This is a genomic window from Shewanella sp. c952, assembly GCF_019654975.1.
Taxonomy (GTDB): Bacteria; Pseudomonadota; Gammaproteobacteria; order Enterobacterales; family Shewanellaceae; genus Shewanella.
In genome coordinates, this window is the sequence record NZ_BPEW01000033.1 from 13,745 (window position 1) to 38,158 (window position 24,414).

The 24,414-nt window shown below is 43.0% G+C and carries 17 protein-coding genes, 8 tRNA genes and 1 pseudogene; 12 read left to right on the forward strand and 14 right to left on the reverse strand.

Features of this window, described 5'->3' with window-relative positions; genetic code table 11:
• Positions 1-15: 15 nt before the first annotated feature.
• The 13 genes from K5R16_RS17805 to K5R16_RS17865 form a co-directional block, all read right to left on the reverse strand.
• On the reverse strand, positions 16-1,389 hold the full coding sequence (locus K5R16_RS17805) for a winged helix-turn-helix domain-containing protein (protein ID WP_220739136.1): 1,374 nt from the start codon (positions 1,387-1,389) through the stop codon (positions 16-18).
• A gap of 181 nt (positions 1,390-1,570) precedes the next feature.
• On the reverse strand, positions 1,571-3,928 hold the full coding sequence (locus tag K5R16_RS17810) for a cytochrome c3 family protein (RefSeq protein ID WP_220739138.1): 2,358 nt from the start codon (positions 3,926-3,928) through the stop codon (positions 1,571-1,573).
• Positions 3,929-4,898: 970 nt separating this feature from the next.
• Positions 4,899-4,973 (reverse strand) — tRNA-Gln (locus K5R16_RS17815).
• A 30-nt stretch (positions 4,974-5,003) separates the two neighbouring features.
• A tRNA-Leu gene (locus tag K5R16_RS17820) sits at positions 5,004-5,088 on the reverse strand.
• A 101-nt stretch (positions 5,089-5,189) separates the two neighbouring features.
• A tRNA-Gln gene (locus K5R16_RS17825) sits at positions 5,190-5,264 on the reverse strand.
• Between the two features lie 50 nt (positions 5,265-5,314).
• Positions 5,315-5,399: transfer RNA gene (locus tag K5R16_RS17830), tRNA-Leu, on the reverse strand.
• A gap of 270 nt (positions 5,400-5,669) precedes the next feature.
• A tRNA-Met gene (locus tag K5R16_RS17835) sits at positions 5,670-5,746 on the reverse strand.
• 5 nt (positions 5,747-5,751) lie between these two features.
• Positions 5,752-5,826: transfer RNA gene (locus tag K5R16_RS17840), tRNA-Gln, on the reverse strand.
• 50 nt (positions 5,827-5,876) lie between these two features.
• A tRNA-Leu gene (locus K5R16_RS17845) sits at positions 5,877-5,961 on the reverse strand.
• Between the two features lie 182 nt (positions 5,962-6,143).
• A tRNA-Met gene (locus K5R16_RS17850) sits at positions 6,144-6,220 on the reverse strand.
• Positions 6,221-6,582: 362 nt separating this feature from the next.
• Positions 6,583-7,674: a redox-regulated ATPase YchF gene (gene ychF, locus K5R16_RS17855; protein ID WP_220739140.1), complete on the reverse strand. Its 1,092-nt coding sequence runs from the start codon at positions 7,672-7,674 to the stop codon at positions 6,583-6,585.
• Positions 7,675-7,725: 51 nt separating this feature from the next.
• Complete coding sequence (pth, locus tag K5R16_RS17860) at positions 7,726-8,310, reverse strand: aminoacyl-tRNA hydrolase (RefSeq protein WP_220739142.1); 585 nt, start codon at positions 8,308-8,310, stop codon at positions 7,726-7,728.
• 225 nt (positions 8,311-8,535) lie between these two features.
• Positions 8,536-9,678, reverse strand: a complete 1,143-nt coding sequence (locus K5R16_RS17865) for an FAD-dependent monooxygenase (protein WP_374758407.1) — start codon at positions 9,676-9,678, stop codon at positions 8,536-8,538.
• A 359-nt stretch (positions 9,679-10,037) separates the two neighbouring features.
• On the opposite strand from K5R16_RS17865, the gene K5R16_RS17870 reads away from it, so the two are divergent.
• The 8 genes and pseudogenes from K5R16_RS17870 (at position 10,038) to K5R16_RS17905 (ending at position 18,686) form a co-directional block, all read left to right on the forward strand.
• Positions 10,038-10,352, forward strand: a complete 315-nt coding sequence (locus K5R16_RS17870; RefSeq protein WP_220739146.1) for a hypothetical protein — start codon at positions 10,038-10,040, stop codon at positions 10,350-10,352.
• Between the two features lie 95 nt (positions 10,353-10,447).
• Positions 10,448-11,875 (forward strand): tRNA (N6-isopentenyl adenosine(37)-C2)-methylthiotransferase MiaB, encoded by a 1,428-nt coding sequence (miaB, locus tag K5R16_RS17875; protein WP_220739148.1) that lies wholly within the window; start codon positions 10,448-10,450, stop codon positions 11,873-11,875.
• Positions 11,876-12,037: 162 nt separating this feature from the next.
• Complete coding sequence (locus K5R16_RS17880) at positions 12,038-13,078, forward strand: PhoH family protein (protein WP_220739150.1); 1,041 nt, start codon at positions 12,038-12,040, stop codon at positions 13,076-13,078.
• Complete coding sequence (gene ybeY / locus K5R16_RS17885; RefSeq protein WP_220739152.1) at positions 13,071-13,541, forward strand: rRNA maturation RNase YbeY; 471 nt, start codon at positions 13,071-13,073, stop codon at positions 13,539-13,541. The genes K5R16_RS17880 and ybeY overlap by 8 nt, the downstream gene beginning before the upstream one ends.
• A 27-nt stretch (positions 13,542-13,568) precedes the next feature.
• On the forward strand, positions 13,569-14,444 hold the full coding sequence (gene corC / locus K5R16_RS17890) for a CNNM family magnesium/cobalt transport protein CorC (RefSeq protein ID WP_220739154.1): 876 nt from the start codon (positions 13,569-13,571) through the stop codon (positions 14,442-14,444).
• 34 nt (positions 14,445-14,478) lie between these two features.
• On the forward strand, positions 14,479-16,014 hold the full coding sequence (lnt, locus tag K5R16_RS17895) for an apolipoprotein N-acyltransferase (RefSeq protein ID WP_220739156.1): 1,536 nt from the start codon (positions 14,479-14,481) through the stop codon (positions 16,012-16,014).
• Positions 16,015-16,037: 23 nt separating this feature from the next.
• A pseudogene (locus tag K5R16_RS17900) lies at positions 16,038-16,502 on the forward strand (Tfp pilus assembly protein FimT/FimU); the annotation flags it as partial.
• A gap of 318 nt (positions 16,503-16,820) precedes the next feature.
• Complete coding sequence (locus tag K5R16_RS17905) at positions 16,821-18,686, forward strand: methyl-accepting chemotaxis protein (protein WP_220739158.1); 1,866 nt, start codon at positions 16,821-16,823, stop codon at positions 18,684-18,686.
• 225 nt (positions 18,687-18,911) lie between these two features.
• Here K5R16_RS17905 and K5R16_RS17910 read toward each other — a convergent pair whose 3' ends face one another.
• Positions 18,912-19,412: a zinc ribbon-containing protein gene (locus K5R16_RS17910; RefSeq protein ID WP_220739160.1), complete on the reverse strand. Its 501-nt coding sequence runs from the start codon at positions 19,410-19,412 to the stop codon at positions 18,912-18,914.
• Positions 19,413-19,532: 120 nt separating this feature from the next.
• Here K5R16_RS17910 and leuS point away from each other — a divergent pair, with 120 nt between their 5' ends.
• The 4 genes from leuS (at position 19,533) to nadD (ending at position 24,390) form a co-directional block, all read left to right on the forward strand.
• Complete coding sequence (gene leuS, locus K5R16_RS17915; RefSeq protein ID WP_220739192.1) at positions 19,533-22,112, forward strand: leucine--tRNA ligase; 2,580 nt, start codon at positions 19,533-19,535, stop codon at positions 22,110-22,112.
• Positions 22,113-22,181: 69 nt separating this feature from the next.
• On the forward strand, positions 22,182-22,676 hold the full coding sequence (lptE, locus tag K5R16_RS17920; RefSeq protein ID WP_220739162.1) for an LPS assembly lipoprotein LptE: 495 nt from the start codon (positions 22,182-22,184) through the stop codon (positions 22,674-22,676).
• Positions 22,676-23,707 (forward strand): DNA polymerase III subunit delta, encoded by a 1,032-nt coding sequence (gene holA, locus K5R16_RS17925; protein ID WP_220739164.1) that lies wholly within the window; start codon positions 22,676-22,678, stop codon positions 23,705-23,707. The genes lptE and holA overlap by 1 nt, the downstream gene beginning before the upstream one ends.
• Positions 23,707-24,390, forward strand: coding sequence for a nicotinate-nucleotide adenylyltransferase (gene nadD, locus K5R16_RS17930; RefSeq protein ID WP_220739166.1), 684 nt, complete (start codon positions 23,707-23,709; stop codon positions 24,388-24,390). Before holA ends, nadD begins: the two co-directional genes overlap by 1 nt.
• The last annotated feature ends 24 nt before the right edge of the window (positions 24,391-24,414 follow it).

The window sequence follows — 24,414 nt, forward strand, 5'->3', positions numbered from 1 at the left end:
TTAAATACTATTAAACTAAAGCGAAACTTGCTCTCTATGTGCCCACACGATGGTCTCACCCCACAAAGGTAGCATCCATACACCACTGTCATCATCCTGATAAAGCTGTCTTAACACCATCCTTTCATTTTGTAATACGTTTTTGCGGATCTCCCGATAAATGGTGGCCGATTCTTTTGAGATCTGTTGCGGACTGGTAAAGGAGCGATCATCAACATCAACTAGGTAAGTGCTAACGGCTTTACCATCGACCATAGTTTGAGTGACTTTAAACTCGCCACTAAACTGATACCGTATAGAGATCTCTTTTAGCATATCATCGGTGATACAAGCTGCAGCAACCAATTTTCCACGATTAGCAGACTCAAAAATTAATGACAAGCGGACGTCTGCGCGCACAACATTCTGGCTCTCTGAGTAGTAATAAACATCCGCACGAAAAACGTCTTCAACCAGCCCTTTATCGGCAGGGGCAAATTCATCTAACAAAATATTGTTGTAGGTCACTTGTTCCATTCTTAGCTTTGTATCCGCTAACCATTGAATATCAAGTGGTGGAGTCGGTGCACTCACCGCTCTCACTAAGTTAAGTGGCTGTTTATCGATACAGCTACCATTAAACTGGTTACATAGTGCCACGGATTCATAGCGTCCATTTTCAAACGCAAACAACTGTTTTTCTGTCGCGTTTTTGAAAATATTGTCATAATTAAACCAGTTATCAACAACATTTTTGGCGGTGATCTTTGTTGTTTGGTCATCGAGTTGCACGGTATGTAACTGCGACTGATTTTGAGCGAGTGAAAAGGATTTTGCAGTGATTGAAGCGACATCAGGTTCAGTTAGCAAAGAAAGGTGATTAACTATCACTTTCAATCCACCAGAGAAGTGCAGCCCAGCAATCAGAGTGACAACAACACTCATGACAGCAACTCGAAGTAACATCGGTTTGAATACGCTCGACCATGTTTTTGTTATCGCGGTATTTTGAGTTGTCGGTGTAGCATAGTTATTGAGCTGTGACGCAGACAATTCTACTGTTTCCTGACGACTATCGCTGTCAACTAACTTGAAGGAGGGATCTTCTGCCGCTTCGATGATACACAGGCTGTATCCATAGCGAGGAATATTTTTTAATTCGATATCCGTTTGGCCATGCAACTTTTTTCTTAAGCTGCTCATACACTGAGTCAATGACGAAGGTGCCACCACTCTTCCAGGCCAGCCTGCGGCATTTAACGTTTCTTTGCTAACCACTTCACCTACATTGCTGACAAGGCTTTTTAGTACCTCTAGCTCAGCCAATGATAACGCACAGCGAGTCGAATGCTTGGCATTGACTAACTCTCTTGCATCCAAATCAATTATTAAAAATTCAGTAATCTTCACAAACTAACCTCTACTACTTTTTAGTAGATCCCCTAGCAACATCTTATTGCAATTACGTCACAATAACCCTGACATAATGCCAAATTTTGATTAAACAATTGCAGCATTGTTTATATTTGTGATCCCAGTAAAAAAAGACCCTAGCAAAATGCTAGGGCCAAAATATGCAGGGATGAAGGTGTTATTTCAGGTTATGAGATTCCTTCAGGTTATTTAGGTCATGACAGACAGCACATGACTCTTCGCCAGTGTATTGCCCAAGTTCGACACCAAACTGAGCGCCGTTCTGTTTCATATGACTGACAACATCTTTACGAACCTGACGGCGATCTTCGCCCTCTTCAGCAGCTCGTTTACCATGACAGCTCAAACATACAGCTGCAGTTGGCGATACAAATGCATCTGCAACAGCATCTACTGCATAACGTTTGTTACCGCTAGTGTCTTTACCATTTGCAGGGTCAAGACCGTCATAGGTATCCATGTAATCAAGATCAAGTGCTAATGGCTTACGGCCAACGAGGTACTTGGCATCAAAACTATCTTCAATATGACATTTAGCACAGTTAGCTAGATCTGCTGAGTACTCAACATTACGCTTCCAACCTTCACCGCTTTGGTTAGCACGGTTGTTGGCATGCATAGCATGGATCCATACTTTTTGATCAGGATGGCTCATCGTCAACTGTTCAATGTAATCCTCATCACCTTGCTTGGTTTGTGAATTACGAATGACCTGAGTTGGCATATTGTTGGCGTTATGACAAGCGACACACTCTTCACCCGCATTTGATGCAGTAGTCCAATCTCGCTCAGCACGAGGCATCAGATCCTTCATCATAACCATTGGGTCTAAAGCGCCGTCACCATCAGAGTCAACCGAGCCAGAGGCACAAGTTGTACCAAAATAAGTGCTATCGTTTTTAACCACAGAGTGGCAACTACGACAGTTAAGCGTCATCTGTACAAAACCTTCTTCAGAGGTTGTCGTACCATGACAATCGCCACAAAGTGCATTTGTCACAATTTGGCGACGTGGACGCTCTTCTAGCATGCCCTCTTTATTGAAGAAGTGCTGCCAGTTATAACCTGCGGCACCATTACTCCAATCGGTTTTGCCATCACAGTCTTGGATTGTTTCGCCATCTTTGTCGATACAGAACCAGATCCGCGGTGTCACCATGCCGTAGCTGTCGTTTAAGTCACCATCAAAATCATCTTCAAGATCGAATGGACCTATTTCGAAGGTTGTCTTACCATTTTCATAGTTAAGTACGATTGGTTCATCTACGTAGCCTGGGAAGTTTTCTTTATTGGTATGAACGCGCAGAACTTTACCACGATCCATTCCCATATCCTGGCCACCCCAGTTGATATAGAATTCTGCGTAGTACATGTACTTAACCAGATCTAACTGCTCATTGCGGGTGTTACCATTTTTGTCCAAAATATCAACAGTCAACTGTACATAACCAGTCTTATCAGTATCTAAATTGGCATCGATGTTGGCTTTTGCTTCTGGCGCATCAACCATCTTTGCTTCGGTAACGGTCAAGTGAAGGTTTTCACGGCGCTCATTCTGACCTTTATAGGTAGACAAATGCACCATTTCTAGCGTATCTGACGTGTGACAATTGGCACATTGTGCATTGTCTTGGTATGGCCAGTGACCGATACCCTCTTTAAAGTTTACCTCTGTGTGACAAGTAATACAGCTTTCTTGGGTCGGTACGTTCTTCCAGTTTGCAAAATCAGTTGCTTGCTCGTTCTCTGCATGGCAATTATCACAACCACCAACTGGTGCAGGGATCACTCCGATATGGGCTTCATGAGCCAACATTGGAAACACTTTGCTGATATCACTCACTTTGTTGTCGGCGTGACAAGAAACACAAGTTTCTACTTCAGTGTATTTTCCACCATGAATAGTAAAGTCATCATGACAACTTACACAGTTCTGGTTATTAACCACATTCTTGGTGTAGAGAGGCTCTAAACCTTGCCCCCTAAAGTCATAATGCATATTCTCATAGCTAAGCTCAGTTGCCCCAACTGCTTCGCCACCAGTTCTCATTACCAATCTTAATGTCTTTTCATCAGTGATAGCGAAAGCGCTCTCAGCTGTAACATCTTTCTCGAAGCTATAGGTATAAGTACCATCTTGGTTATCAACCAAGCTGCCACACTTTGCGTACTTGCTTGCAGGACATGCTTCAGAGCTCAATAGCTTCCAGTTACTCGCATCACCATCAGTGCCTTGCTCAAGGCCTGACAATATAAAACCAAACTTTTCTAAACCAACAACAGGCAGATCTTTTTCATTGCTGACCGTAAATGTTATGTCAGACTGCGCCCCAACAGCAATCTTATCCACTGCGACATTTAATGCTTTGGCATCTGTTGCTACAGGAATACCAGGAAGTCCTGGCGTGCCAGGCTCGCCATCTTTACCATTTTGTCCATCATCACCGGAACAACCCGTTAAGGCCAGTCCAATGAAGGCTGCTAAAGTAGCAACTTTTATATCGACTCGTTTCATCATCAGCTCCACTCACTTATATTTAGCCCTCTTTATTGGGGCAAATGAAATGTAACTAACCGAATGAAATTAAAGTGTGAGCATGTCGGTTGCTTTTCCTCGCAAGTTACTTAACGAGAAACAGAGCACAAACAAACTCACAACTGATGCGAAGAAGTAAACAAAAAGACAAATAAAAGACCACTAAAGGTTAAGGAAAGGTTAACCCAAACAGCTAAAATGTGATTGTTAACACAAAATAGGCTAACAATAGTTAACAAAAGGCTGATTTGTTACCAATAGCTAGGATTTCAATCGGTTTTGATAAGTTAGATAATAAGCGTGATAGCGATAATAATGCAGTGGCTGAAAAGTTCCGTTATACCAATCACTGTAAAAGTTTGATCACTCGCGAGAGCTTATTGGTTTTGAGGTAAGATAATTAATTGCTCCTAGGCAACGGCTCCAGCGTTACTCTCGATAATCACTCCTGCATTATTCTAGCTTCCAGCATCCTTTCTCTCGTACCTCCGATATTTGAGTTCCTAGGAGGTAGGGAATGCCTTAAGTATGTCATGAACATGTTTGACCATGTTTATGACAACGAGTAGAGCATAGATAAACTAGGTTCAAGCTCATTAACGCGGTACCTGAGCCGCTAACACCGGCCTATAAGGAGTGCTTCTTATGCATTGAATAGACTCACAAGGGAACAACCATTATGTCATTCACTCACCTTGAATTAATTCGCCAAGAAATACTCTGAGTAGAGCAATTTCTTATACTGATCGCTACGAATAGCTATGTTAGGAAGGTCCATGCATGTAGCAGTTACTCAAAATGCCAGAGCCGAGATGAACAACTAGATCTGGCTTAGCGACAGAAAATTGCATTTTTACTGAATGGATGATGGTTTACAAGAGCAAGCGTAATTACAGCAGTCGTATTTAGAAAAGCAAAAAGCCCGTCATATAGACGGGCTTTCTGTTTATGGCTGGGATACCAGGATTTGAACCTGGGAATGCCGAGATCAAAACCCGGTGCCTTACCGCTTGGCGATATCCCAATTAACTCTTTAAATCAATATAAAATTCGATGGTACGGGAAGAGAGACTTGAACTCTCACACCTTACGGCACCAGAACCTAAATCTGGCGTGTCTACCAATTCCACCACTCCCGCATCGAACTCTACTGTAGGTTACCCTACTTCATCGTTATAACACCAAGTAACGAATTACTTTTTGTTATGCTGACAAGGTCAATAAATCAACCTTTTAAAAATGGCTGGGATACCAGGATTTGAACCTGGGAATGCCGAGATCAAAACCCGGTGCCTTACCGCTTGGCGATATCCCAATTAATCTTTGTTGCTAATAACAAGCCTAAGCTCATTACTTTAAAATAAATGGTACGGGAAGAGAGACTTGAACTCTCACACCTTACGGCACCAGAACCTAAATCTGGCGTGTCTACCAATTCCACCACTCCCGCACTGCATCGCTTTTACATCTCGATTAAGATGGCAGTCAGTCATAGCGTGTCTAATATCAACATCTACCACTCCCGCACTACATCGATTTTACATCTCGTAAGATGACTCAAGTTTACATCATGAGAAAGATGGTAGCGATAATAACCGGAACTTGCGTGCCGTTATTACTACATACTCTATATTTTACATCTCGAGAAAGATGGTAGCTATATAGCCGGGACTTACGTACCGTTATTGCTACAAACTCATATTTTACATCTTGAGAAAGATGGTAGCAATGGCGGGACTTGAACCTGCGACCCCAGCATTATGAGTGCTGTGCTCTAACCAGCTGAGCTACATTGCCAAAGATGGCTGGGATACCAGGATTTGAACCTGGGAATGCCGAGATCAAAACCCGGTGCCTTACCGCTTGGCGATATCCCAATTAATCTTTGTTGCTAATAACAAGCCTAAGCTCATTACTTTAAAATAAATGGTACGGGAAGAGAGACTTGAACTCTCACACCTTACGGCACCAGAACCTAAATCTGGCGTGTCTACCAATTCCACCACTCCCGCACTGCATCAAGTTTTACATCTCGATTAAGATGGCAGTCAGTCATAGCGTGTCTAATATCAACACCCACCACTCCCGCACTGCATCAAGTTTTACATCTCGATTAAGATGGTGCCAATCATATTTCTGATTTAATAAAATAAATCAACTAATCGGCTATTCTCTAGTTTACATCTAGAGGAGATGGTAGCAATGGCGGGACTTGAACCTGCGACCCCAGCATTATGAGTGCTGTGCTCTAACCAGCTGAGCTACATTGCCATCTACTTATCTGTCCCTCTTGCTGAGGAACGGGGCGTATTATGCTTATTCAGCGTATGCAGGTCAACTGCTTTTTTTCGCTAATTTAAACTAAATACACTGTTAGGCTATTACTTCGCCAAACTGGGCAACAGATGTGCAATATATCCTAATTTGAAACCATTCGACCACAAAAAAGAAGCTCAAACAGTGACTCTATCGCTGAGAGTTAAAAAGTTAAAAGCTCAAAATTCAATCAAAGCCGAAGCTTAGCAACCAAAAATGAGTAAACTTACCCTCAATAAAATACAAACGCGGCGCTTGAGGATAAGCCCAAGCGCCGCGTTTTAGTTATTTAGAGCGGCGATTGCACCGCAATAAACTTATACGTTAAATAAGAAGTGCATTACATCGCCATCTTTAACGATATAAGTTTTACCTTCAACACGTAGTTTACCTGCTTCTTTCGCGCCAGCTTCACCTTTGTAAGTGATAAAGTCATCGTATGCCATCACTTGCGCACGAATAAAGCCACGCTCGAAGTCGGTATGAATGACACCAGCGGCTTGTGGTGCACTAGCACCGATTCTAACCGTCCAAGCGCGAACTTCTTTAACACCAGCAGTAAAGTATGTTTGTAGTGTCAGCAAGTCATAGCCGGCACGAATAACACGATCAAGACCGGGCTCTTCTAAACCTAGATCGGCCATGAACTCATCACGGTCTTCTGCGTCCATTTCAGCGAGTTCAGACTCAATCGCAGCACAAACAGCAACAACGACTGCATTCTCTTCAGCAGCAATAGCGCGCACAGTATCTAAATGTGGATTATTTTCAAATCCATCTTCAGCAACGTTAGCAATGTACATTGTTGGCTTGATGGTTAAGAAGTTCAAGTAAGCAACAGCAGCTAACTCTTCCTTGCTCAACTCCATTGAGCGTAACATTTTGCCTTCATCCAATACCGGACGCATTTTCTCAAGCACTGCAACTTCAAACTTAGCGTCACCGTCACCGCCTTTAGCGCGCTTAGCTTGACGAGTAATAGCACGCTCACATGAATCTAAGTCAGCAAGCGCCAGTTCGGTATTGATAACTTCAATATCACTTGCTGGTGCGACTTTGTTTGCCACGTGAACAATATTATCATCTTCAAAACAACGCACAACATGACCAATAGCATCAGTTTCACGAATGTTAGCTAGGAATTTATTACCAAGACCTTCACCTTTTGATGCTCCTGCAACTAAACCTGCAATATCTACAAATTCCATTGTGGTAGGCATGATGCGCTCAGGATTAACTATTTCCGCTAATGCATCGAGTCTTGAATCTGGTACAGGAACAACACCTGTGTTCGGTTCAATTGTACAGAACGGGAAGTTTGATGCTTCGATGCCTGCTTTAGTTAACGCGTTAAAAAGTGTTGATTTACCAACGTTTGGCAGGCCTACGATGCCACATTTGAAACCCATATTGTTACCTTTATATCAATGAATCACTTGGAGCAAGCCCCAAGCATTTGTTTATGCTTTAAAAGAATGCAACCTGTGCATAGCCTTTGCCATATCTTCGTTAAATAATATCTCTGTAGAGCGGACAGCTTCATCTATTGCAGCGTCCATTAACTCTTGATCCGTTGGTGCAGCCTTACTGAGCACATAATTGCTAACCTGATTTTTATCACCAGGATGACCAATGCCAATCCGTAAGCGGTAGAAGCTTTTATCATTGGCTAATTTAGCAATAATATCTTTAAGACCATTATGCCCACCGTGCCCACCACCCAGCTTAAATTTAGCCACCCCGGGTGGCATATCTAGCTCATCATGGGCAACCAAAATCTCTTCCGGTGCAATCCGGAAAAAATTTGCCAATGCGCCAACCGACTTACCACTTAAATTCATAAAGGTTGTCGGGATCAATAAACGCACATCTTTGCCATGAAGTGTAGCTCTTGCCGTCATACCAAAGTACTTACTGTCTAATGTTAAGGTCGCGCCACAAACTCTGGCGAGCTCTTCAACATACCAAGCCCCTGCGTTATGACGCGTTCGTTCATACTGTGCGCCGGGATTTGCTAACCCAACAATAAGTTTAATATTGCTCATAATACTCAGTCTGTGTTGACTTATTGATGTTTTGCCGCCATTAGCCACAAAATTAAAAACGCGGCATTTTAGCACTCAAACTGCCTGCCAACAAATTATACGCAAAATTGGCCACTTAATTTTGACTAAAACATGCCTCAGCAACACTAATGCCGGTGCTTAATCGCCATAAAAAAACGGAAAGCATCGTTTGCTTTCCGTTTGCTCAATCCGCTTACAAACGAATCAAAAACCCATTGCGTATTTCAGTACATATTTTTTAATTGGGCTATCGATATTCGCCAGTTTGAGCGCGCTATTTCTCAACAGTTTTAACGGTAAAATGTCATTACTAAAGCTGGCATAAAACATATCCATGGCGGACATCATTAACTGATTATCTCGGTAACGACACCCTTGATACTGCTTAAGAACTTCAGAGTTCCACCAGCCAGATTCATTTTGCAGTTGAGATTCAATGGTAGTGATAAGTGCATCTACATCTTTAAAGCCTAGGTTAACTCCCTGCCCCGCCAACGGGTTGATGGTATGTGCAGCATCTCCTAGGATCACTAGATTTTCACTATAGTAGCGTTGTGCATGTCGACGGGTAAGTTTAAAGCTGGCCTTATTGACCACCTTAAAGTCACGATCAAGTCGCTCAGGAAAGTATTGATCGATCTGTTTCTTCAGCGCAGTATTATTTAACTGTGACAACTGTGTAATACGATTGGCATCATCATACCAAACTAAAGAGGCATTGTTGCCTGGTAATGGTAATAAGGAGCGTGGACCATGAGGTGTGAATTGCTGCCAGGTAACATCTTGCTCACCGCAGTTGGTTTCGATATTGATCAGCATCGCCGACTGAGCATAATCCCAACCTGTAATACCTATATTTGCCCATTGCCTAACATAGGAATTGGCACCATCCGCACCGATCAACAGTTTTGTCGAGAATACTTGTCCGTCCTCTAAAGAAACGTCAATGGCATCATCACCACGATTGCGTTGCAGTTGAGTGATTTTAACAGGGCAATAGAGGCTGATGTTATCTAACTGCGCTATGCGATCCCACAACGACAATTGAATTAAGCGATTCTCTACGATATGGCCAAGATGTGAAGCGCCTATTTGGTCACTGTGAAATTGGGTAATACAACCATCTAGCTCCCATGTTTCAAGACCTTTATAGGCCACTTGACGCATGGTTTGTAAAGACTCCAGTGCACCTAACCGTGAAAGTAGTTCTTCTGATGCAGCGCTTATCGCAGAGACTCTTAAGTCTAGTGGCTGCGAGCTCTCATAAGCTTTAGGGGCAAACGCTTCCACTACCGCAACCGTTAACCCTAGTTGCGCCAAACCAATCGCAGTCGCCGCTCCAACCATACCGCCGCCAACGACAACAGCATCATAACTATCGTTCTTATTTTTCAGCTGTTCCACAGCACTTAACTCCAAAAAGTCACGCCAGTAATTTTCATTGGTGCCAGTTTACACTCAAAACTCACTTATTTTATTTTTTGCACCACAAAATTTGATCTAAAAGTGGTGCTTACTTGGCAATCAGTAAAAATGACTCCAGTAAATATGTCGTTTAATGTCTCCGCGCACTCTAACGTATTCAAATGTGTCTGAGAGCCAAATTACTAACAACTGGTTACATCCTGCTCAATCGTAGATTCAAACCATATCATAGACTCAAGTTGTCACATCAATATAACCCCCAACGGAATGAGTGAGGATGTATGAAAAAGTCAATTTACGCAGCACTAATCGTCGCATCAATAAGCCCTTTTACAGCCCTTGCTGCAAATGACCACCAGGATATGGATCATATGTCGGTCGTATATAGAGCACCACTTGAATATGCAGCTTATCAATATACAACTGAAATGCTCAGTAATTTTAACCTTCAATTACTTGCAGACATCTATATTCAAGCCCGCATGAGCAGTCTACAAATGGCCAAAGAACAGAGTCTTATTAGTAATAAGCTCTCAATGGAACAACAACATGATAAATCCTTAGCAAGTACAGGGGTAATGACCTCAGCAGAATAAATTCACTCAAACATAGGCTAAATGCTAGCCAGCGGCTTGTATTAGCGTTAAAATATTGCGCTATTTTTTCGGTGCTTCTAGAGTGATACAAACTGATGAGTAAAAAACTCCATATTAAAACTTGGGGCTGTCAAATGAATGAGTATGACTCATCAAAGATGGCTGATCTTCTCGACGAATACGAAGGCTATACGCTAACAGATGAAGCGGAAGAAGCAGATGTGCTTCTACTAAACACCTGCTCTATTCGTGAGAAAGCACAAGAAAAGGTTTTTCATCAGCTAGGGCGTTGGAAAACATTAAAAGATAAAAAACCCGGCCTTATTATTGGCGTGGGTGGGTGTGTTGCTTCACAAGAAGGCAAAGCAATTAAAGAGCGTGCTCCCAGTGTGGATCTTATTTTTGGCCCACAAACGTTACACAGATTACCAGAAATGCTTGATCAGATTAAAGATGGCAAGAAAGCGGTTATTGACGTTAGCTTCCCAGAAATTGAAAAGTTCGATCGTCTACCTGAGCCACGTGCTGATGGTCCTAGCGCGTTTGTATCAATCATGGAAGGTTGCAGCAAGTACTGCTCTTTTTGCGTAGTACCTTACACACGTGGTGAAGAAGTTAGCCGTCCATTAGACGATATCATTCTAGAGATTGCACAATTAGCCGACCAAGGTGTACGTGAAGTTAACCTTCTCGGGCAGAACGTAAATGCCTACCGCGGCGCAACTCATGATGATGAGATCTGTACTTTTGCTGAACTGCTTCGTTATGTTGCGGCAATCGATGGTATTGACCGTTTACGTTTTACCACCAGCCATCCGATTGAATTCTCTCAGGACATTATTGATGTCTACGAGGACACTCCTGAGCTCGTAAGTTTCTTGCATCTGCCAGTTCAATCCGGTTCTGACCTAATTTTAACGCAGATGAAACGTGGCCATATGGCAATTGAATATAAGTCAATTATTCGCCGTCTACGTAAAGCGCGTCCAGATATCCAGATTAGTTCCGATTTCATCATTGGTTTCCCTGGTGAGTCAAAGCAAGATTTTGCAGACACCATGAAGTTAATCGAAGATATTCAATTCGATCACAGCTTTAGCTTTATCTATAGCGCACGCCCAGGTACTCCTGCAGCAGATCTCCCTGATGATGTGACATTAGAAGAGAAGAAAGAACGCTTAGCTATCTTGCAAGATCGCATTACCCAGCAAGCGATGCGTTATAGCCGTCACATGGTAGGCACAGTCCAACGTATTTTGGTCGAAGGCCCGTCAGTTAAAAACCCAATGGAGCTACGTGGTCGTACTGAAAACAGTCGTGTGGTTAACTTCGAAGGTAAGCCTGAACATATTGGTGGCTTTGTTGATGTAGAGATTGTCGATGTTTACACCAATTCACTCCGCGGTGTATTTGTTCGTGCTGAAGATGAGATGGATTTACGTCGCGATCTACACCCATCAGATATTGTAGCAAAATATAAGCAGGATGATGCTTTAGGTGTCACTCAGTTTACCCCGTCTTAATTGACTGAATAAAAGCGGGTAAATAGGCTTATAAGGCGGCATCTTAGATGCCGCTTTTTTCGTCTCTATGACCATTAAAAAATACCATTCGCATTTATTGATTTTCGCTCGTAAACTAGAGTGCTAGCGTACAATTATATTCTTAATATTTGGAGTTATTTCTTGTCAAATAAGTTAACGACGCTCAACCTGTATTTAGAGCCCGCTGAAACACGTAGATTAGTCTCTCTTTGTGGTCCTTTTGATGACAACATTAAGCAACTAGAGCGCCGTATCGGTGTCGAGATCAGCTATCGTAACAATCACTTTCAGATTGTTGGCGCGCCGCAGAATTGTTTAACAGCCAATAACTTATTAAAAGACTTATATATAGAGACACAACCCCTTAGAGGTAGTACACCGGATCTAGAACCAGATACCGTGCACCTAGCCATTCAAGAAGCTGTCGCGCTTGACTTAGAAGCACCTCGTGATGAGAAAGAGCTTTATATTAAAACCAAGCGCGGGGTGATTAAGCCACGTAACCCGAATCAGAGCGATTATGTGCGTAATATTGTCTCCCATGATATTACCTTTGGTATTGGTCCTGCCGGTACCGGTAAAACCTATTTAGCCGTAGCCGCAGCAGTCGATGCATTGGAACGTCAAGAGGTTCGCCGAATTCTTTTAACCCGTCCAGCTGTTGAAGCCGGTGAGAAGCTCGGTTTTTTACCTGGAGATTTAAGCCAAAAAGTCGACCCATATCTGCGTCCGCTCTACGATGCACTGTTTGAAATGATGGGGTTTGAGAAAGTCGAAAGACTGATTGAGCGCAACGTGATCGAAGTCGCACCGCTGGCTTACATGCGCGGACGCACATTAAACGATGCCTTTATTATTCTCGATGAAAGTCAGAACACAACCGTCGAGCAGATGAAGATGTTTCTAACGCGGATAGGTTTTAATTCTCGTGCTGTTATTACTGGTGACATCACTCAAATAGATCTACCTAAGCATCAAAAATCAGGACTACGTCATTCCATTGAAGTCTTAGGCGAAGTGAGCGAAATTAGCTTTAACTTTTTCCAAGCTAAAGACGTGGTTCGTCACCCTGTTGTTGCGCGAATTGTTGAAGCTTATGAAGCGTTTGAATTAAAGAGTCATACAAGTAAAGGCAATAAAGATAGCCAATACCAACTACAGGAAGTACCAAACCATGACTAATTCTGCAGCATGTGTTGATCTCGATCTGCAAATTGCAGTTGAGGGATTTGAACTTCCATCGACACAAGAGATGGAACTTTGGGTAAAAACAGCACTCAGAGATAGCATGGAGCAAGCAGAGTTAACGATACGTATTGTTGATGTAGCTGAAAGTGAGATGCTCAATAGTACCTATCGCGGAAAAGACAAACCGACTAATGTTTTGTCTTTTCCGTTTGAAGCACCACCAGGCATAGAGCTACCACTGCTAGGCGACTTAGTCGTTTGTGCTGCGGTAGTAAAGCAAGAAGCAATTGATCAGAATAAACCCCTTAACGCACATTGGGCACACATGGTTGTACATGGTTGTCTCCATCTGCTAGGGTATGATCATATTGAAGATATTGAGGCAGAAGAGATGGAGTCAATAGAGACCCAACTAATTGAAAGCCTTGGTTATAACAATCCTTATCAGGAGCAATAATTGACTCAAATGAGTCGATAAAAAACTATGAGTGACGATATCCCCCCGAGTACCAGCGCCCAAAAGAAGGGCTGGTTGGACAAAGTAAGTCAGTTATTCCAGGGCGAACCCCAAAATCGCGAAGACTTAGTTGATGTGATCCACGATGCAGAGCAACGTGAAGTCATTAGCGAAGATACGCGTGAAATGATAAAAGGTGTTTTAGAGGTCTCCGATCTTCGAGTGCGGGATATTATGATCCCACGTGCGCAAATCGTTGCACTTCAAATAGACAATACGGTAGAAGAGCTGCTCTCTACTGTTATCGGCTCAGCACACTCCCGCTTTCCAGTAGTCAATGAAGATAAAGATCATATCGAGGGTATATTACTCGCCAAAGATCTGCTTCAGTATGGCTTTAAGAACAGTGAAAAACCATTTGAGCTTGGCCAAGTTATCCGCCCAGCAGTGGTTGTCCCTGAAAGTAAACGAGTCGATGTATTACTAAAAGAGTTCCGCTCTCAGCGTTATCACATGGCGATTGTTGTCGATGAGTACGGTGGTGTATCAGGTTTAGTAACCATTGAAGATATCCTCGAAGAAATTGTCGGTGATATTGAAGATGAGTTTGATCATGACTCTGCAGAAGAGACGGAAATCAAACAAGTTGCAAAGCAGGTCTTTATGGTTAAGGCACTCACTCCTATTGATGACTTTAACGAAGCCTTCGCCACAAAATTTAGTGATGAAGAGTTTGATACTGTTGGTGGTTTAGTTTCTCATGCGTTTGGCCATTTGCCAGAGCGTGATGAAAAAGTGACGATCGAAGGTATAGAGTTCAAAGTTGTTAATGCAGATACCCGTAGACTGATTCAACTACGTGTAAAATTTCCCGATAAAACTGTAAGCGAGAGTATTGCCTAGCAATAATCCGTCTGCAGCCCCATGATGAGGCAGTATGCTGAATAAAATTCGGGCAGCCGCCCATCATACCTATCTTAGATTGGTACTAGCTTTTGTGGCTGGTGCCATGACCGCCCTTGCTTTTGCCCCCTACTCTTACTGGCCGTTATATTTAATAGCCATGGCATTTGCGCTGCATCAAAGTGCAGGCTTATCGGCAAAACAGGGCATGCAATATTGGTTAAGCTTTGGCTTCGGCTGTTTTGCCATAGGCATTAGCTGGGTGCATGTCAGTATGGATACCTTTGGCGGCATGCCGCTTATAGCATCAATCGCTTTGATGGCTGTATTGGCGCTTTATTTGGCGATATATCCTGCCATTACTGGCTATCTGCTACAAAAGTTATCCCCTGCAACCAGCCTCAGTCGAAACTTAATGCTGTTCCCCGCGCTATGGACACTCACCGAGTGGGCTAGAGGCTGGGTGCTCACAGGCTTTCCTTGGCTATGGGCAGGTTACAGCCAAACCCAAGGCCCGTTAAAGCCTATTGCCTCAATGACAGGAACATTGAGCCTAAGTTTTATAGTGGCTCTGTTAGCGGGAGCGCTGGCGCTTGCTGCAGCTAAACGCTGGCGGAGTTTGCTGGTTGTGGTACCGATTCTTGCTGTGCTGACTTTTATTGCGCCATTGACCTCAAATGTTGAAGCTAAAGGTGAGAACCTCAGCGTAGCGTTAGTGCAAGGCAACATTCCCCAAAGTATGAAGTGGGAGCCTGATGCGCTATGGCCAACCATGCTTAAATATATGGATCTCTCGAGACCGGAATTTTCTGCCGATCTTATTGTTTGGCCAGAGGCTGCAATCCCTGCTCCTGAGCATATGGTTAAGGATTTTCTTTATAATGCTAACCAAGCCGCCAACCTAAATAATAGTGCCATTATTACCGGCATCATTAGTCAGCGTGGCAATCACTATTATAACTCTCTTATTGTTCTCGGTAATTATGGAGCTAAGCAGCAAGAGCAAGCCGATTATTACGGCGAAGAGCATAACGAGTTTAAAAAGCACCACCTACTACCTATTGGCGAATTTGTGCCATTTGAAACTTTACTCAGACCCATTGCCCCCTTCTTTAATTTGCCTATGTCTTCGTTTAATAGTGGCGATTTCAAACAAGACAACTTAAATGCTGTAGGTCACCAGATATCACCCGCTATTTGCTATGAAATTGCCTTTCCAGAGCAGTTAAGAGCCAATATGAATGACAGCACTGATCTGCTGTTAACAGTGTCAAACGATGCATGGTTTGGCACTTCAAATGGGCCACTGCAACACATGGAAATTGCGCAGATGCGCTCAGTAGAACTCGGTAGACCACTTGTGCGCGCCACCAATAATGGTGTTACAGCAGTAGTCGATGAAAACGGTAATATCACCCACCAGCTACCACAGTTTGAAGCCGGTGTGCTTACTGCCGATATCCCCCTAGTAAAAGGGCATACCTTGTTTACTTATATAGGCCAGTGGCCAATACTCATATTGAGTTTTTTACTCGCATTCATTAGTTTGTTAAGGAAGTTTAAGCAGTGAACTCAATTATCTCGAAAAATTGATTTACGTTAATTGAATTAGTTGTTGTCGTTATTATTCTCGGCATTTTAGCCGTGATTGCAGCGCCAAAATTTATAGGTTTATCCGCTGAAGCCAAAACAGAGGCCGTTAATCAGATAGAGGCCAGTGTAAAAACGGCCAATCAGTTAGTCTATGCTAAGTCGCAAATGCCAGGTCTTGGAGTAAGGCCACACAGCAGCCGAGATGATATTATTGATGTAGACATTGATGGTGATGGCAGCTTTGAGACTCGATTATTATCAGGCTATTTAGATAATACCGATATTGAGAACTGGATTGAACTTGATGATGTGTTTGTTATCGAAGAGCAAAGTGTAAATTTTACCTACATCGGCTATGACGACAACCAAGATGGTAAAGTTAGAGACGATTTATGCTATTTTAGATACCAGCAAGCAACAGCGGGCAGCGCCCCCAATTACCTAACAGAAAATAGTGGCTGCTAACCTATCAAATAGTGAGCATTCTCTCACTCGAGTCTCCTCAAAATATACCTCTACTTTTTACTAGTTAAACAGTATTCTTTGTAATAAGAATGCAGCTTTTTGAAACTAAATTTTTAATACTCCCCTGATTTCAATACGAAAGTCACATTTATAATACTTGTTTGCGACAATTCACTAAAGATTCCTTAATATCTAGCCGATAGTAATGACTGAAACAAGTATTAATAATTTGTAGTCGATCACAAGGAGATGTGTCGACTGTGTCGTTTTCGGTGCTGACCATAAAAGGCGTTAGTACCGTTAGTTTTGGGGATTAGCATGAAGTTTTTACATAAAATAGTTATCAGCGCGAGTTTGATTTTAATATTCTCCTTGGGAGGCTTATCGAGCTACCAATATTTTCAAGTTAAACAGCAGATAAATGATCAAGTCACACAAAGTGTAAATGAAATTACTGATTCAATGACAAATAATATTGAATCTGTTATGGCTGAAAAGTCAGATCTGATTCGTTTCGCTACCGCATTATTTGAAGCCGATCTCTCAGATGAAAACTTTCAACAGGTATTAGGCCAAGCTGTTATCAAGAAACACTTTATTCTAGCGGGTATGGGACTAGAATCAGGGCGCTTCATCGGCAATGAACTAAGTTGGCAGCCGCAAAATTATGACCCTCGTAAGAGAACGTGGTACCAAGAGGCTAAAAAGCATGGCAAGCAGTTATTCACTGCGCCATATGCCGATGCAAGCACTGGAGAGATCTTGGTCTCAGTTGCTGCGCCTCTGTTTAATAATGGCGAGTTTAAAGGGGCTATGTTTGCAGATATAAGTCTAAAAGCGCTCGCAGACATTAGTAACAAAGCCAACTTATTCGGCGCTGGCGAAGCCTTTATTGTGGGTAATGATGGTAATTTTATTGCTTACCCTGATGCTAGTATGAATGGCCAACCAATGAGCAAAGTATTTGGACAGCAACTGGATATAAATCGGAAAACTACCCATATAACAATAAATGGTAACGAGCATAGTGTTATTTTCACCCCTTTATCTGGCTTAGATTGGAGCTTAGGAGTGGTACTTGATGAAAGCGTTATTTACGCTGCAGCAGACAAGTTACGCGGTGATGCAATTTTCTATTCATTATTAGCGTTAGTTTTAGCTACATTGTTGATGGCAGGGTTGATTAAACGTTTAATGAAACCATTAGCAATACTTAATCAAGCAATGGAAGATGTTGCTTCTGGTGAAGGTGATTTAACCAGAAGGTTAAGTACTGATTCTGATTTGGAGTTTGCCAGTTTAGCTAACAGCTTTAATCGCTTTGTAATAAAGCTTCAAGGTCTCATCCAGCAAGTCAAAGTTATCGGCGGTGACGTTGCACTAGGTACAGAAATGACAGCAGAGGGAGCACAAGCCGCATCGAGAGCTATGGAGCGACAAACTCAAGAGGTTGAGCAGCTCGCAACCGCTATGCATGAAATGTCAGTAACCGCCTCAGAAGTAGCGTCCAACGCTCAAACAGCGGCATTTGCGGTTCAACAAGCTGATACAGCCGTCAGTAACGGGGCAATGGCAGTGGATCAAACAACAAACTCAATAGACCATCTGTCTGAACAAATAGCACAAGCAAGTAACGTGGTGAAAGAACTAGAGGCTGATACAGTTAGCATTGAATCCATTCTTAGTGTTATTAATGAAATTGCCGGACAAACGAACTTATTAGCACTAAACGCTGCAATTGAAGCCGCTAGAGCGGGTGAATCAGGTAGAGGCTTTGCTGTTGTTGCTGACGAAGTCAGAAGTTTGGCAGCTCGTACTCAAGAATCGACATCAGAGATTAAAGATAAAATTGAGAAGCTACAGGCGGGAGTTGCAGCTGTAGTTAATGTCATGGATGAGAGCCGTGGCACGACCAAAGACACCGTAGAAAAAGCTTCGACGGCAAATGATACGCTCAAAGACATTCGCCAAAGTATTCAAGAGATCACTGATATGAATCTTCAGATAGCAAGCGCTGCGGAGGAACAGAGTCAAGTTGCTGAAGAGATGAATAAAAATACAGCCAACATTAAAGATCTTACAGTAGAAGTTGCTGAAAATGCCAGCCAAGCTGATTTGGCAATGGTGACTCAAATGAAACAAGTAAAAGAGCAAGAAGCACTACTTAATCAGTTTATTGTTTAGCATTCTTGCTCATGAGAGCCATTAGTTACTTTTAAACATAAATACCCGCATGTTGCGGGTATTTTTATAACAATAACCAAAACCTTTATTGAAGATCTTATTCAAGTAAAAGGGCTATAATGCTCCCGTAAAAAACTAAAAGCATTCCTATCTGATACCAGCCTAACTAAGTTCATTACAAACACGCTAGCAACTAGCTAATCGACTAGAGAGTAATTAATGCCACTACGGCGCTAATGCTTCGCGAGTAAACTCACCGTTGTCGCACTCGGTGCAATCAGAAATAACGCCCGGAAACTCTATTTTTGCCTCATGGCCACAAGCGGTACAAACCATGGTTCCCTGACCGACGATTTCGCCCGTTTCATAATAACCATGATGCTTAAAGTCCTGCGCAACTTCATGCCATTCCACCTGACTTCTATCGGTAATTTCGCTAAGCCAATGCCATAAAGTGTTCTCTACAGTAATCATTGTCGGGCTATGACTCAGATCTTTGGCATTTTTCTCCTGTAAAAAACTGGCGATATCACGTTTTAAAAATTGTTCAACTAAAGCTAGCTCTTCTGCTTTTGCTTGTTCTTTAATTGCCAAGTATTCTTTACTGCTCTGAGTTTGCTGATACAAACTCTTTACGGTCAATGAGTTATCATCACCATATTGAGCTTTTATCTGTTGAATAAGCGCCTCATAAAGCGAAAGTAACTCAGTACTTTTATCACTCATAGTAAATACTCCTTCTACGAACCTTTTTAATGACTCACTTCTAGTTTATTCTATGTCGATATAACTCGCGTAGAAATAGCGCGAGATCAAACAATAGGCGGCATGGCCGGAAATAGATTGATGCAAGAGCAATATACTCCTTCTGAAATTGAAGAAAAAGTGCAACAGCACTGGAAAGACGAAAAGACATTTGAAGTTACCGAAGACGCAAACAAAGAAAAGTTCTACTGCCTTTCTATGTTTCCCTACCCTTCAGGTCGACTACACATGGGCCATGTACGTAACTACACCATAGGTGATGTAGTCGCACGTTACCAGCGCCTGCAAGGCAAAAATGTTCTACAACCTATTGGTTGGGACTCATTTGGTCTGCCAGCTGAAAACGCAGCGATTAAGAACAATACCGCACCTGCGCCGTGGACCTATGAGAACATAGACTACATGAAGAACCAGCTTAAAATGCTTGGTTTTGGTTATGACTGGTCACGTGAAATAGCCACCTGTACGCCAGAGTACTACCGTTGGGAACAATGGTTCTTCACTAAGCTTTATGAAAAAGGCTTAGTTTATAAGAAGACCGCCAACGTCAACTGGTGTCCAAATGACGAAACTGTGCTGGCGAATGAGCAAGTTATCGACGGCTGTTGCTGGCGCTGTGATACTACGGTTGAACAAAAAGAGATCCCTCAGTGGTTTATCAAGATTACTGAGTATGCCGACGAGCTTCTTAAAGATATCGACCAGCTCGATGAGTGGCCAGAGCAAGTTAAGACCATGCAGCGCAACTGGATTGGTCGTAGTGAAGGCATTGAAATGACCTTCCAGGTTGCCAATAGTGACCAAAGCTTTGATATCTATACCACACGTCCAGATACCGTTATGGGTGTCACTTACGTGGCTATCGCAGCTGCTCACCCTCTTGCGAAGCAAGCTGCTGTCAATAACCCAGCATTAGCTGAGTTTATTGAAGAGTGTAACAACGCTGATACCACTGAAGCTGCTATGGCAGCGATGGAAAAGAAAGGCGTTGCTACAGGTCTTAATGCTATCCATCCACTGACAGGTAAAGAAGTTCCTATCTGGGTTGGTAACTTTGTATTAATGAACTACGGTACTGGTGCAGTAATGTCTGTACCTGCACACGACCAACGTGATTACGAATTCGCTAAGAAGTACGGCCTCACTATCGAAGGTGTGGTTAAGCCTGTTGATAGCGAGCTAGATATCAGCGAAGAGGCCTACACTGAAAAAGGTGTGCTGTTTAACTCAGCCGAATTTGACGGTCTTGATTTCCAAGCGGCTTTTGATGCTATCGATGCCAAGCTTAGTGCTGTAGGCAAAGGTAAGCGCCAAGTGAACTTCCGTCTACGTGACTGGGGTGTTTCACGTCAACGCTACTGGGGTGCACCTATCCCTATGGTGACTCTGGCTGATGGCACTGTGATGCCTACACCAGAAGAGCAGCTGCCAGTTATCCTGCCTGAAGATGTGGTTATGGATGGCATTCAGAGCCCAATCAAAGCCGACAAAGAGTGGGCTAAGACCACTATTAACGGCGAAGAAGCGTTCCGTGAAACCGATACATTTGACACCTTTATGGAGTCATCTTGGTATTACGCTCGTTACTGTAGCCCACATGCAGATGAGATGCTTGATCCTGCTAAAGCAAACTACTGGCTACCGGTCGATCAATACATTGGTGGTATCGAGCATGCTTGTATGCACCTATTATATTTCCGTTTCTTCCATAAGTTGTTGCGTGATACAGGACTGGTTAACTCTGACGAGCCCGCTAAGCGACTACTCACTCAAGGTATGGTATTAGCCGATGCTTACTACTATAACAATGAGAAAGGCGCACGCGTTTGGGTTGCACCAAGTGATGTGACTGTACTTGAAACTGATGACAAAGGCCGTACCTTAAAAGCTGTTGATAGCGAAGGTAATGAACTGGTTTATACCGGTATGAGCAAGATGTCTAAGTCTAAGAATAACGGTATCGACCCACAAGAGATGGTTGATAAATACGGTGCAGACACCGTACGTCTATTCATGATGTTCGCAGCGCCACCAGAGCTAACGCTTGAGTGGCAAGAATCAAGTGTTGAAGGCGCGCACCGCTTTATTAAGCGTTTGTGGAAAACAGCACACGATCATGTTGCAGCAGGCCCAACTGTAGCGCTTGATGTTAAATCACTTAATGCCGCTCAAAAAGAACTGCGTCGTGAACTTCACAAGACTATCGCAAAAGTGGGTGATGATATTGAACGTCGTCAAATGTTCAATACTGCCATTGCATCAGTAATGGAGTTGATGAACCGCTTACAGAAAGCACCAACTGATTCAGAGCAAGACAGAGCATTAATGCAAGAAGCATTAAGTGCTGTAACGCGTCTGCTTTACCCTATCATTCCTCACACTAGCTTTAGCTTGTGGAATGAACTTGGCAATACGGGTGCGATTGAAGACGTGCTATGGCCAGAGGTTGATGAATCGGCACTGGTTGAAGACAGCAAGCTAATCATCGTTCAGGTTAACGGTAAACTGCGCGCTAAAATTACTGTTGCAGCTGACGCGAGTAAAGAAGCCGTTGAAGCAGCGGGTATGGCCGAAGAGGGTGTGGTTAAGCACACTGAAGGCAAAACCGTTCGTAAAGTTATCTACGTGCCGGGCAAACTGCTCAATATCGTCGCTAACTAAAGCAGTCTAATATAGACCTATGCTCTTTGTTTAACGCAAAGGGCAAACAAGGAAGACTAAACAAAGCTTATGCTAATTAAACGCATATTTTTAGCAACCTTAGCACTGAGCGTACTGCTTAGTGCTGGTTGCGGCTTTAAATTACAGGGAAGCTATTCAATCCCTGAACAATTGCAAACCTTAAGCTTAAGCAGCCAAGACGAGTACAGTGAATTGACTCGTTTAGTGCGTGAACGTTTAAGACTCAATAGTATTGCAGTTGTTGAGCCGGCAGATAACATTCCAACAGTCCGCATAATTAGCGACTCGCTTGATCGTTCTACCTTGTCTATCTACCCTACGGGTAATGTGGCCGAATACGAACTGATCTACCAAGTTTCCTTTGCCGTGCAACTGCCTAAAGCTGAATCTCAACGTTTTGAAGTTGACATTCATCGCGACTATTTGGACGATCCCCGTACAGCACTCGCTAAAAGTAGAGAGATGCAATTGCTACTCAAAGAGATGCGTAACCAAGCGGCCGACCGTATTATTCAAACTTTGGCAGCTACAGAGGTTAATTGATGCGGGTCTACCCAGATCAATTGCTGCGAAATATCAGCCCATTACCACAATGTTGCCTTATCTTTGGTGACGATCCATGGCTGTGTGACCAAAGCCGAACAGCGCTACACCAAATCGCTAAACAGCAAGGCTTCGATGAGAAGATTCAATTAACTCAGGAGACTGGATTCAGTTGGAATGAATTAATTGAACAATGGCAGGCGATGAGCTTATTTTCTAGTCGCCGTATCATTGAGCTGAGTCTGCCTACCGCAAAACCGGGTACAGAGGGAAGCGCCATGTTTCAATCATTAATGCAGATGGATAACCCAGATGTATTGCTGATTTTAACAGGGCCTAAACTAGCAGCGGAACAAACTAAGAGTAAGTGGTTCAAATCACTTGATGCAAAAGGCGTTTACGTACCTTGTATCACACCTGAGGGTGCTCAGTTCCAACGTTGGCTAGATGGCAGGATTAGCCATTACTCGTTGACGTTATCGCGTGATTCTCGAGAGATGCTATTTGCACTCTATGAGGGAAACTTGCTAGCAGCAGATCAAGCATTACAGCTTTTACAACTACTGAGCCCAACGGCACCAATCGAGCCTGAACAGCTAAGTCAGTATTTTGAAGACCAATCACGCTTTAGTGTTTTTCAACTAACAGATGCGATGTTGAGTAACCAGCAAGATAAAGCGCAACATATTTTATCTCAGCTTAAAAGTGAAGGCATAGCAATGCCAATAATACTTTGGTCACTTTTCAAAGAACTAAGCGTTTTACTGCAACTCAAAACAGCAGAAGCAAATGGTCAAGCTTTACAAGGTCTCTGGAGTAAGTTGCGTATTTGGGACAAACGAAAACCTTTGTATCAGCAAGCGATTAAACGCTTATCTCTAGCTCAAGTCGAAACCCTATTATCGACCTCATCAACGTTAGAGTTAAAACTTAAACAGCAAGGTATAGAGGATTGGACTGGCCTGAGCCACATTTGTCTTCTGTTTGATGCTAACGCCCACGACGCACTTAAACATATAGCGCTCGACTAATGAAAATTGGTATTTTAGGTGGCACCTTCGATCCCATACACTTTGGCCATATTCGACCCGCACTTGAAGTACAACAGCAACTTGCATTAGATGAAGTCTGGTTGATGCCAAATCATATACCGCCGCACAAAAATGGCACCCATGTCAGTACCGATGATCGGCTCGCAATGGCTCAAGCTGTATGTGAAGCCTTTCCACCGCTAAAACTATGTGCGATTGAAGCGTTGCGAGAAAGCCCCTCTTACACTGTCACAACGCTACAAGAGCTTAAGCTACAATATCCTCAACATGAATTCTATTTTCTAATGGGAATGGATTCGTTTTTAGGACTGCAGAGCTGGTATCAGTGGCAAGCCTTATTTGAGCTGTGCCATCTTGTGGTGTGCCAGCGCCCAGGCTCAAATATGTCAGTTGAGCATCCCATGCATACTGTTCTGGAAAAACACCAGAGTGCCCTCATCACTCCAATTGAAACTGAATCAATTGAAGCGAGTATTGCGACTAACAGCGGGCAGATCTTCCTAGTCTCGATCACCGAGCAACCTTTTTCATCCACGCAAGTACGAGCAGACCTCTACCAAGGATTAACAATCAAAGACGCTTTACCTGTCTGTATTCAACTATATATAAAGCAGCATCAGTTATATGCTCCAAAAGCCCGCAATTCATCACAAAAATCTTAAGTGTTAAAGTCACTATTTCTAATC